Annotated in this window: 9 protein-coding genes and 2 pseudogenes; 6 read left to right on the top strand and 5 right to left on the bottom strand. The window is 62.0% G+C overall.

Annotated elements, in window-relative coordinates:
* The 3 genes from EN935_RS09015 to rbsK form a co-directional block, all read left to right on the top strand.
* Positions 1-577, top strand: a 577-nt coding sequence (locus EN935_RS09015; RefSeq protein WP_127373279.1) for a TOBE domain-containing protein, incomplete at its 5' end; no start/stop codon positions are given.
* 27 nt (positions 578-604) lie between these two features.
* Positions 605-1057 (top strand): RbsD/FucU family protein, encoded by a 453-nt coding sequence (locus EN935_RS09010; RefSeq protein ID WP_109669521.1) that lies wholly within the window; start codon positions 605-607, stop codon positions 1055-1057.
* 4 nt (positions 1058-1061) lie between these two features.
* Positions 1062-1991 (top strand): ribokinase, encoded by a 930-nt coding sequence (gene rbsK / locus EN935_RS09005; protein ID WP_109669523.1) that lies wholly within the window; start codon positions 1062-1064, stop codon positions 1989-1991.
* 296 nt (positions 1992-2287) lie between these two features.
* Here the strand turns inward: rbsK and EN935_RS08995 are convergent, their stop codons facing one another.
* From EN935_RS08995 to EN935_RS08985, 3 genes are read right to left on the bottom strand one after another with little or no spacing between them, the layout of a single operon-like run.
* Positions 2288-3607, bottom strand: coding sequence for an HlyD family type I secretion periplasmic adaptor subunit (locus tag EN935_RS08995; RefSeq protein WP_127373278.1), 1320 nt, complete (start codon positions 3605-3607; stop codon positions 2288-2290).
* 2 nt (positions 3608-3609) lie between these two features.
* Positions 3610-5373, bottom strand: coding sequence for a type I secretion system permease/ATPase (locus tag EN935_RS08990; protein WP_245488894.1), 1764 nt, complete (start codon positions 5371-5373; stop codon positions 3610-3612).
* 33 nt (positions 5374-5406) lie between these two features.
* On the bottom strand, positions 5407-6831 hold the full coding sequence (locus tag EN935_RS08985) for a family 16 glycosylhydrolase (RefSeq protein WP_109669532.1): 1425 nt from the start codon (positions 6829-6831) through the stop codon (positions 5407-5409).
* A gap of 332 nt (positions 6832-7163) precedes the next feature.
* On the opposite strand from EN935_RS08985, the pseudogene EN935_RS08980 reads away from it, so the two are divergent.
* Positions 7164-7490, top strand: a pseudogene (locus EN935_RS08980) (ATP-binding protein); the annotation flags it as partial.
* A 367-nt stretch (positions 7491-7857) separates the two neighbouring features.
* A complete protein-coding gene (gene greA, locus EN935_RS08975; protein ID WP_127265530.1) occupies positions 7858-8301 on the top strand; it encodes a transcription elongation factor GreA in 444 nt (147 codons plus the stop codon).
* Positions 8302-8418: 117 nt separating this feature from the next.
* Here greA and EN935_RS08970 read toward each other — a convergent pair whose 3' ends face one another.
* Both EN935_RS08970 and EN935_RS08965 read right to left on the bottom strand, forming a co-directional pair.
* Positions 8419-9588 carry an NAD(P)/FAD-dependent oxidoreductase gene (locus tag EN935_RS08970; protein WP_245469005.1) on the bottom strand — a complete coding sequence of 390 codons (1170 nt, stop codon included), beginning with the start codon at positions 9586-9588 and terminating at the stop codon, positions 8419-8421.
* Complete coding sequence (locus EN935_RS08965) at positions 9588-10292, bottom strand: class I SAM-dependent methyltransferase (RefSeq protein WP_127265528.1); 705 nt, start codon at positions 10290-10292, stop codon at positions 9588-9590. The genes EN935_RS08970 and EN935_RS08965 overlap by 1 nt, the downstream gene beginning before the upstream one ends.
* 345 nt (positions 10293-10637) lie before the next feature.
* Between EN935_RS08965 and EN935_RS08960 the strand changes: the two are divergent.
* A pseudogene (locus EN935_RS08960) lies at positions 10638-11318 on the top strand (type III polyketide synthase); the annotation flags it as partial.

The raw sequence follows: 11318 nt of genomic DNA, 5'->3' as shown, positions 1-11318 counted from the left end.
CTCCAATCTCGACGCCAAGCTGCGCGTGCAGATGCGCACCGAGATCAAGGAACTGCACCAGCGGTTGAAGACCACCACCATCTACGTCACCCACGACCAGATCGAGGCCATGACCATGGCCGACAAGATCGTCGTCATGCGTGACGGCCGTATCGAGCAGGTCGGCGCGCCGCTGGAACTGTTCGACCGACCGGCCAATCTGTTTGTCGCCGGCTTCATCGGCTCGCCTTCGATGAACCTGCTCAAGGGCGTCATGCGCAAGGGCGCCAAGCCCGGTGTCGACATCGCGGGCACGCTGTTCCCGATTGCACCAGGCAATGCCGCACAGGACGGCCAGGCCGTCGTCTATGGCGTGCGCCCGGAACATCTCGAGATCCATCCCGATGGCGTGCCGGCGAAGATTTCGGTGGTTGAGCCGACCGGCTCGGAAACGTTGGTGTTCCTGCGCTTCGGCGACGGCGAGATGGTGGCGCTGTTTCGCGAGCGCCACGACTTCAAGCCCGGCGACACGCTGACCCTGAAGCCGCGGCTCGACCAGATCCATCTTTTCGACGCCGAGACCGGCAAGCGTCTCTGATCTCAACCGGACTTCACGAGGACTATCATGCTCAAAGGCATCAACCCGCTGCTCAATGCCGACGTGCTGCAGGCATTGCGGGCAATGGGCCATGGCGATGATTTGATCATCGCCGACACCAATTTTCCGTCCGATTCGGTGGCGCGCCAGACCGCGCTCGGCCGCCTGCTGCGCATCGATGCCTCGGCTGCCGAGGTGGCCAAGGCGGTGCTGTCGCTCTACCCGCTGGACACGTTCGTCGATGACTCCGCCGCGCGCATGGAGATCGTCGGCAAGCCGGACGAGATTCCGGCTGTGCAGAAGGAAGTGCAGAAGGAAGTCGACAAGGCCGAGGGCAAGTCCTGGCCGATGATAGCTGTCGAGCGCTATGCCTTCTACGAGCGCGCCAAACAGGCCTATTGCGTCATCCAGACCGGCGAACGCCGCTTCTACGGCTGCTTCGCCTTCCGCAAGGGCGTCGTGCCGCCGGATGCGGAGTAGCGGCATGGCTTCGGGCAAGCCTGTCGTCATCCTGGGTGTGTTCGTCGCCGACACCGCCTACAGGGCGCAGCGGCAACCGCGCATGGGCGAAACCATCCTCGGCACATCCTTCACGCTCGGTCCGGGCGGCAAAGGCTCGAACCAGGCGGTGGCCGTCGGCAAGCTCGGCGCCGACGTCACCTTCCTCACCCGCCTCGGCGTCGACCCCTTCGCCGACATGGCCAGGCAGACCTGGGCGCAGGCGGGCGTCAAGAATGCCGTCATCGACACGCCGGAAAGCTACACCGGTGCGGCCTACATCTTCGTCGAGGAGACCACCGGCAACAACGCCATCATCGTCAGCCCCGGTGCCGCCATGCTGATCTCGCCTGCCGATATCGAAGCCAATGCCGCGCTGATCAGCGGTGCCGGCGTTTTCGTCACGCAGCTCGAACAGCCGATCGAAGCCGCTATGCGGGCGCTGGAGATCGCGCGTGGGGCAGGGGTGACGACGATCCTCAACCCGGCCCCGGCGGCAAAGCTTCCCGACCGCATCTATACGCTGTGCGACTACCTCACGCCCAACGAGACGGAGACGGAGGAATTGACCGGGATGAAGGTCTCCTCGGTCGACGAGGCGCGCCTTGCCGCGGACAGTCTGCTGAAAAAGGGCGTCGGCACGGTCATCGTCACGCTGGGTGACAAGGGCGCGCTTTTGCACTCGAAGGAGCGCTCCGACCATGTACCTGCCGTCAGTGCGGGCGCCGTGGTCGAAACCACAGGGGCGGGCGATGCCTTCAATGGTGGTCTTGCCGCCGCGTTGTCGCGGGGCGTGGAGCCGTTGCAAGCCGTGCGCTTTGCTTGTGCCGTCGCCGGCATTTCGGTGACGCGACCAGGGACCGCGCCGTCGATGCCGACGCTGCAGGAGGTCGAGGCGCTGCTGGCGAGGGGGTGAGGTTAGGGCAGCGCATGGCAAAATTGTCAAAGAGCGCTTGGTGAGGTCGCGCACCGCCGGCTGGACCAAATTCGGTACGTGCTGGGTCGCGTTTGGCGCCACGAGAGGCGCGCGGTACCTTCCAGCACCGTCGACAAGGATCTTGAAACCCGAGTTGCAAAGCTGAAGGCCGAAGGTTGCGGCATCATTCGCCCTGAGAAGCTCTCAGGGGCCAGCCGAGCGGATATATTCAAGTTGGCGTGGGCATCCCCTGGCGATATTGACGGCGTGCCGACGGATTATGCGGCCCGCAACATCTACCGTTCCGTGAAAGCGCGAGCGAAGGAATCGAGCATCGGCCGTGCGAGATACTCGAAGAAAGTCCGGTCGTCGGTGCTGATGAACGCCTCGACCGGCATTCCAGGGTAAAGCTGCTCCGCTATCACGCCGGGCGGTAGGTCGGGGGCAATCTTCAGCTTGGCGCGGAAATAGGGTTCGTGCGTAGCCTCGTCGATAAGCCGGTCCGCGGAAACCTGTGTCACCGTGGCTGAAATCTCAGGGGTGAGCCGCATGTTCAACGCGGACAATCGCAGTTTTGCCGGCTGGCCCACACGAACCTGATCGATGTCCTTCGTCCGCAGCCGTGCATCGACGATCAGGCCCGATGCCGTGGGCAGGATCTCCATGATCTTCTGTCCGGGGGCAATCACGCTTCCCTTGGAATTATAGGTCGACGACACCACGATGCCCGCGGCCGGCGCCTTGATCGTTGTTCGCCTCAGCACCGCCTCGGCTGCCCGTATCTGTTCCTCTATGTCGGCCAGGTTGGTACGGACGTCGTCCAGCTTGGTCAGCGCTTCCTCCACGCGTTGCGTGGTCGCACGCTCGGTCTGCGCCTGCGCTTCGACGATCTGGGTGGCGGTCGCCGCAAGATCCGCCTCCAGCGCGCCGGTCTGCCCGACGAGATCGGCCTCGCTGCGCAAAAGCTGCGAATATTCGCTGCGATTGGTGAGGCCCTTGTCCAACAGGCTGGTCTTGATACCGAGCTCTTTCTTCACGATTTCGGCCTGTTGCTGGATGGCGAGTTTCTGGGCCTGCAATCCCACGACCGACTGGCGATGCATGGCAACCCGTTGCGTGAGGATCGATTGTTCCGATCGAAACCGAGCGAGCCTGGCGCTGAATTCCTTCTGCTGTTCTCGAACCAGAGTCTCGAAATCGTGCTGGAACGGTGCTGGCGCGGTCCCTGTGATTGGCGCGAGCCGGTCCAATCCGTCGCGTTCCGCCTCCAGGCGCGAGGCGCTCGCCTTGAGCGCGATCGACTGTCTCGTCAGCCGGTTGAACTCGACCTGCGCGGCTGTTCGATCGAGCAGGATCAGATCCTGGGCCTGTTGCACGCGATCACCTTCATGGACCAGCAACTCCTGGATGATGCCGCCTTCGGGATGCTGAATGAGAATGTTTCCGCCCGCCGCCGAGATCGTGCCTTGCGTGATCACCGCGCCGGCCAAGGGCGCGCTGACGGCCCAATAGCCGAAGCAGCCCGCCAATAGTGCTATTGCGGCGTAGCCAGTGAAGGCCACCCGCCGGAGGTCGGTGCGTGGTCGGCCTTCCCAGGCCAAGCTCTGCGCCGCCATCCTCACGATCCAAAGCAGACGTTATGCGAGGTGCCGCGGATCGTCGTGGCGAACGACCCTGTCACCACCGTGTTGCGCTGTGGGGGAAGGCCCTTGCCGGCGGTCGACTGCCGCAACACGTCGCCGCTTGGACCGAAGGCTTCGACCACTCCACCGCGCAGAAGCATCACGCGGTCGCAGGCCGCGGCGATCGAAGGGCGGTGCGTTATCACGATTGCCGTAACGCCCGCCGCTTTGGCGGCGGAAAGCACCGCTTCGAGCGCCGCTTCGCCGCTGCCGTCGAGATGGGTACTGGGCTCGTCCATGACGAGAATGCGCGGATTGCCGTAGAAGGCGCGCGCCAGCCCGATCCGCTGGCGCTCGCCACCCGACAGCGTCGTGCTGGATAGACCGATGGCGGCCTGGTAGCCGTCGCGCTGCGACAGGATCAGCTCGTGCGCCTCGGCGCGCCTGGCGGCTTCGACGATCGCGGGGTCATCGGCATCGGGGTCGAAGCGGGCAACATTCTGCGCGATCGATCCGGGAAAAAGCTCCACTTCTTGCGCGAGGTAGCCGATGTGCTTTCCGAGCTGGTTTTCGTCCCAGGTCCTGAGGTCGGCACCGTCGATCCTGACCGAGCCACCGGTCGGCTGGAGCGCGCCGACAAGCAATTTCGCCAGCGTGGATTTGCCGGCGCCGCTCGGGCCGATGATTGCCACCGCCTCGCCGGCGCCGATCACAAAATTCAGCCGCTTGAGGATGGGTTCCGTGCCGAAGGAGGCATTCGGCGCGATGAAGAAAAGGTCCTGCGCGGTGATCGCGCCGGAGGGGTCCGGCAATGTCAGCTTCCGCGCTTCCGCCGGACGTGCCGCAAGCGCGGTCTCCAGCCGCTTCCACGAACGCCTGGCGTCGACGATCTGCCGCCAGGATCCGATCAGCTGGTCGAGTGGCTGCAGCGCGCGCGACGACACCAGCGAGGACGCGAAGATCATGCCGGCTGTCATCTGCCCCTGCAGCACCAGCCATGCGCCGGCGCCCAGTATTGCCAGCTGCAGCATCATGCGCAGCGCCCGCGACGCCGCGCTGAAGATCGCGTTGGCGCTCGATGAACGGTCATGCAGGGTGAGCGCTTCCGCGACGTGCCTGCCCCACACCTCGGCGGCGGCCCGCACCATGCCCATGGCGCGCAGCGTTTCGGCATTGCGGGCAAAGGCCTGCTCCGCCTGGCTCGCGGCGGCCGAGCGTTCCGCCGACAGGGCATCGTTCCTGCCAATGGCAAGCTGATTGGCCACGACCAGAAGAAACAAAAGCACCGCGCCGGCGAGCGTCAGCCAGAACAGAACAGGATGGATGAGATAGAGCAGGGCGAGAAAGACAGGAGCAAAGGGCAGGTCGAACAGCACCGCCACGCCGCGCGACCTGATGAAGGCGCAGACCGAGGCCAGGTCGCGCAGCGGCGACAGGCCGCCGCCGGCATATTTGGCGCCAAGCGAGACGGCGAATGTCGTCGCCCCCAGTTTCTGATCGACCGTAGCGGCGACGCGCTGCGTGTAAATGGCGCGGACTGCGTCCAGCAAGCCGAGGAAGGCGAGCGCGACAACCGCCATGGCCGACAAATAAAGCAGCGTCTCGATGCTGGAGGATGGCAGCACGCGATCATACACCTGCAGCAGATAGAGCGGGATCACCAAAAGCAGGATGTTGATCAGCAGCGAGAAGACGCCGATATCGGCAATGGCGCGCATGAACACCGACCGCAGGCCCTGCTGCCTCGTCGCATCCCTCAATGGCACATGATCCCGCAACATCGCACTGGTCGCCTAGACCGTGTGCTCGCCCGTTATGCTCAGATGGCTCTGCTGCACATCGTCCAGCGTGTAAGCGCGGATATAGTCGATCTTCATTTGTGCCGGCGTCGCCAGATGGTCGGGAGGCGCCCCGGCGAAACCGCCGACCGCGAGATCGACCAGCATATACATCGGGCTATGCATATCCGACGGCGTCGCGGCCTCGGCGACCTTGACGCCATCGTAGGTCCAGATCAGCTGATCCGGCGTCCACAGCACGCCGTAGGTGTGGAAGCCATCGGTGTTCGAAACATTCACCGAGGACGAAATCTTGGTGTGCTGTCCCGTCTCGTTGGTGTGCGCCGTCATCTGCAGCGTGTTCGGTTCCTGGCCGCGCATTTCGAGCACGTCCAGCTCCGGCGGCCACGAGCCGTCTTCCGGCAGCAGCCAGAAGGCTGGCCATGCTCCGGCCGTTTCGGGCAGGTCGGCGCGCATTTCGAAATAGCCATAGGTCTGCGAGAAGGTGTCGTGCGTCGTCAGGATCCCGGAAGTGTATTCGTAATTGTTGATGAGCGGCTTGATGTCGTCCGGGGCCTGCGCCGCGGTGATGGTGAGAACGCCGTTTGCCACGCTGAACGGGTGGACGGAACTCGTCGGGCCGTAATTGGCGTCGATGTACCATTGCAGCTCGCCGTTCTGGGTCAGCGTGCTGCCGTTCGGAGCGCCCCACCAGAAGTTGGAATCCCAGGTGCCGCTGTGGCCGTTCCAGAGATTCAGCGTGTTGAAGTAGTCGACGAAGGACACCGTCATGCCCGTTTTGTCGATCGGCAGTTCGAACTGGGCGGGCTGAAACTTGTCGATCGTGGTGTTGTTGAACACCAGAACCTCGCTGGAGCCGAGGTTGAGCTGCACATTCGCTCCCGCCTGGACCATGTTGGCCTGTACGGCCTCGAACGAGGTGAGGGCGTAGCCATTGAGACGCACGGTGTCCGTCGCGCCGAAATCGAAGATCAGGTCGCTTCCGTTGCCCTTCGAGACGATGAAGACGTCGGCACCGTCGCCGCCGATGAGGACATCATTGCCCTTGCCGCCATCCAGCGTCTGGCTGCCAGCGCCGCCCGTGATGATGTTGTCCAGCGCATTGCCGAACGCGTAGCGGCCATCGCCGGTGACGACGAGGTTTTCGAAATTAGCGGGCAGCTTGTAGCTCATCCAAGTGTCGATCGTGTCGACACCTGCCCCAGGATCCTCGACCGCCTTGTTGATCGTGGAATAGAGATGATAGTAGTCGTCGCCCGCGCCACCGTACATTGTGACATTGACACTGCTGTCTCCCCAGAAGGAGTCGTTGCCGGGCGTGCCGTGCAGTTCCGGTCCGGACCCGGTTGCCGAGAACCAATGGGTGGAAGCACCGGTGTAGGGAAGAGGGATGCCTTTGGCGTTCGTGATGGTGCTCATCAGAAATCCTTCCTCGTGGTGCCTGGCCTCTCAAATCATTCGATAAGAGTCCCGGCTACCGCTTCCCGAGCAACGTTGCAACGAACAATATCGTTCCAGGGAATCGTCACTCGACCCACCATAACATCGACCGTTCTGTAGACATACCCTGAATAAGTAGCAAAGAGTCAGCTCCGATGAAGATAGTAAGACATGATGACCAGAAAAAATTGATTAAAATTTTGTACATATGCCAAAATTAGCCAAAATTATAGGCATATTGTCTTGGACGATGCCGATTAATATTAGTTTTCGCTAACACTTTGAGACGCACGAGGACGGAGGGCTGCGGGCCCGATTTGGCCGAATTCCGCCGCATGCTGACGCGCGCCCGCGCTGGGCTGGGCTCCGACATGGCAGCGGGCGATGACGCCTGGCAGGACGTCTCGGTGCGCGCCTCGCTGCTGCCCGACGATATGCAGGGCGTGTTCATGATGATCGCGCGTGCGGCGAAGGAAGGTTGGCCATGCCCGAGCGACGCCGCAATCGCCCGCGCCTATGGCTCGCACTCACTGCGCCGCGCCCCGCGCCTCTTGACCTATATCGAGGAGCAGGGCCTCATCGTCTGCCAGCTCGATGGGACCTGAAGGCGCACCGTGACGCTGGTGGAACTCGCCTAGGCGACGGCGCCTGGTGATCCCAATGCCGGGGAGGTGGAGCAGGGGAGTTTGGCACCGTGAGGGGGTGCAATAAGAAAATGTCCTCAAGCCGTGGTTATTCCCAAACGGCAAAATGCAGCGCCCAAGTCTGCTTTGTGCCAGTAGCGGGCAGCCTGCGCACCGACTTCCAATGTCTTGTTTGGGGCCGGAAGAGGACCGTCCGGTTCTGGCATTGAAGGCAAGGGAGCAGACCTGCCGTCGAGCCTTTGTGGACATTCCGTTTCTGCCAAAGTCACCCGTCAAATTTGTTGCTGCTTTATTGTCGGCTGTAGGTTTTCGGATTGCTGACAGTGTTCGACACGGAGTCCAGACCAATTGCGCGTCGCATTTGCCAAGGAGGAAAGCGCCGGCCCGCGCTATCTCCGATCGGATCAACCTCGTCACCGAGGCGGGCCTCAAGATGCTGCAGGTTGAATTGGCTCGCGCTCAGCAGGCTCTCGAGGCCGTTAACGTGCTGGAAGATATCAACGAGAGGCGACGGCAGTCGGCGGTCCCGGTTCGAGATATGCGCTACTATGCCGAGCGCGTCCGTACGGCTCAGCTTATGTTGGTGCAGACGTCCAACGAAGTGATCGCCTTCGGTCACACCATTACCTTCGAGCGTGACGATGGCCGCACTCAGACCTTTCGCATCGTCGGTGAGGATGAGGCCAACCCGTCTCAGGCTTCCGTATCGCATGGTTCGCCGGTTGCCATCGCGCTGACTGGCAAAACCGTTGGCGACGTTGTCCAGCTGGGGCAGCGCGAACTCGAGATCCTGTCCATTTCTTAGTGGAAGATCGGTGTAGAACGCACGATCGAATTGCGGGCGTGTTCTGAGACCTCGTCACGGTCAACCGCCACGTTGGTACACCGTCAGGTGACGCCCAGTGAGCCGCGCTGCTTGACGTCAAAAACCCGGAACAGGCCGGGTCTTTCCACTCAATCGAGCGCCAAGCGTTAAAGCCGCCGGAAAGTTCTTGATCACGGCGCGCATCACCATCCCGCTGCCAGGCCCAAGCGCTATTCGGGCAATCAAGGCTGCGGCACGCACACGGGTCGAGAATTGCCGACGCCATTCCCTTTCGTAGCGACGTCCGGCCTCGTCGTGGCCCTCGTGACCTTTACCCAACGCGATCAGTTCTCTCGCAAGGAGCCAGCCGGATTGCAGCGCCATCGAAATCCCTTCCGCGATTACAGGGTGTGACTCACCTGCGATGTTGCCGACGCGGAAGATGCCCTGATCATAGCCAGCTCGAATACCGGGATGGATCGGTCCCGCGGCGAGCCATGGGCCATCCAATTCGGCACCGGCCAGCACAGTTTCCACGCCTCGGCACGAGGCCACGACGTGGCGCCATACCGCATCCGCCGCCGCAATGTTTCCATAGCGCCGGCGCAGGCCGGATAGAACATCTCGGCGGATGCAGCAGGAAATTGAAGCCCGGCCATGGTCTGCCGTTACCATTCCCCCATAGCCGCCCGGGAATACCAGCAGCGGCATCAGGTCGGGCGCCAGCGCGGCGCCGGTAAAATGCGCTTTGAAACCGAAAAGGTCAGAAGGTTGGCTCGCTCTTTCAAACTGGCTTGGGAGTTTCCCGATTTCCCAGGATCCGTGCGCGGCAATAATTACAGGTGCGCTAACAACCTTTTGTTGCTGGCCCGCCTCCACGGTCACAAACTGCAAATCATCGTGCCGACGAATAGCGACAGCCTTGCAAGGCTGGAGAATTTCGACACCCGCGCGTTCGGCGGCCTGTAACAACATGTAATCCAAACGATCGCGGCCGAGAGCGCGGCCGAGACCCGTCTTGGCGCTCGGCATTCGCGCCTCGGCTGAAACATCGCCAGAAAAGAACCCGACGCGACGTATTTCGGGGCCGGCTTCCGCGCGCCAAGTTTCGCCGACGCCCAACTGGTCGAGCAAGGCAAGGCTGGTGCCCGACATGAATTCGCCGCAGACCTTTCGGCGAGGAAACGCGACCTTCTCCACCATCGCCACCGACCAACCATGCTGGGCCAGCGCAATGGCGGTAGAACTGCCGGCAGGGCCGGCACCGATGACAATTGCGTCGTGCATCATTTGGTGCCGGGCATACTGGCACCTACAAAACCTTGAGTGAATAGGCCTTTGCGGGCCTCCATCACGGGCATTCCACCTGACAGCTGCCACAATTGTGAAAGTTCCGTGCCGCGAAAACCGGAGCGGACACTTTGCGTCGCGTCGTTCAGTGTAACCGCGCAGGCGCCGATCAGTCGCAGGAGCCGCGTAGCGGCAAGTGGCCCCTTGGCCCTGAGCGGCTCCGTCGCGACGAGCATCGGGGCCATCGTCATGATCCGGGAAAACAGCTCCAGGAGGCGCGTGTCGTCGAAGTGATGGAGGATGAGGTTGGCGCAAACAAGATCGAAGGGCCTGTCCCCTGTCCAATCGAATATATCGGCGGTTACAGGTTGCGCCCGCCAACCAAATTCAGCGAAAGAGTTGCACACATCCTTGCCGATCAGGTCGATCCTGTCGACCATGACGATATCCACATCGGGCCAACGCCGCGCCATCAGCCGCGCCACTCTCAGCATGAACTTTCCGTCACCGGCGCCGAGTTCGAGGATGCGCAGCGGCGCTGTCAGCACGTTCGTTCGCAAGAGCGATGCCATGATCCTGGCCTGGAACATCAATGCGTTGATGCGAACGAGATCACGACGGGATGCAATCGCACCAGGATCGTCGGCCGGGAGGCCGTCGAGGAGTTCTGGCTCCAGATGCCTGATGTTTATGTCGGTCATGCGATGGATCGGAAATCTAAGGCTTCAGCCGGCAATCCGGCAAATAGAATTCGGTCGTACCTTTATGGCCGCGCACTGTTCATGGCGGAACTCGCATGTGAACTCAGTCCGGACGGCGAAGCCGAAGGTCGGCCCCTTTCATACAAGATCGGAGGCTGGTATCACAGTTTGCTAATGAGAAATATCGGCACCGCGCAATAAAATACCTTATGCCGACGTTTGCCTTAGGAAACGCTTCCCCAATTCCTAGACCTCTTATGAGACCCGATTGGGCTCATTGTCGGAGCAATTTTGTCCTCTCAAGCGTATCTGAACCGTATTGCCACGTCAGTTCCAGAACACGACGTGCATCAATTCTTCCTCCGCTATGGAGCTTCGCTGCTTGAAAACGATGCCCAGCGTCTTACGCTTTTCGAGCGAATGGTCAGTCTCGCCGGCATCGAACATCGCTATTCCTGCTTTGCGCCCGCCGACGATCCGCGCGGCGGGGCAATCGACCGTGACGGCACCTCGGTCAGGGGCTCCTTCGCCAGCACAGCAATTCGTATGCAGATGTACGAAGCCGCCGCGCCGGAGCTCGCGCACAAGGCCGTCGACACGCTGCTGGCCGACGACGACCGCTCGCTGATCACGCATTTGATCGTGACGAGCTGCACCGGCTTTTCAGCGCCTGGCATCGACCTCGAACTGGTGCAGCGATGCGGCCTGCCGACGTCGGTCGAGCGCACCATCGTCGGCTTCATGGGATGCTATGCCGCCATCAACGCCTTGAAGCTGTCTCGCCATATCGTGCGCTCCGACCCGAACGCCCGAGTGCTGATCGTCAACATCGAATTGTGCACGCTGCATTTCAGGGAAGCCACCGAGCTTGAGAAGCTGATCTCGTTCTGCCTGTGGGGCGACGGTTGCGCGGCCGCACTGGTAACGGCCGAACCGCACGGCATCCTGCTCGAAAGCTTCCACGCCATCGTGGCAGTGGAGCGCAAGGAGCTGATGAGCTGGCACATCCGCGACGACGGCTTTGAC

This window comes from Mesorhizobium sp. M7D.F.Ca.US.004.03.1.1, assembly GCF_003998635.1.
GTDB lineage: Bacteria > Pseudomonadota > Alphaproteobacteria > Rhizobiales > Rhizobiaceae > Mesorhizobium > Mesorhizobium loti.
This window is presented reverse-complemented; position numbering and strand designations above follow the sequence as displayed.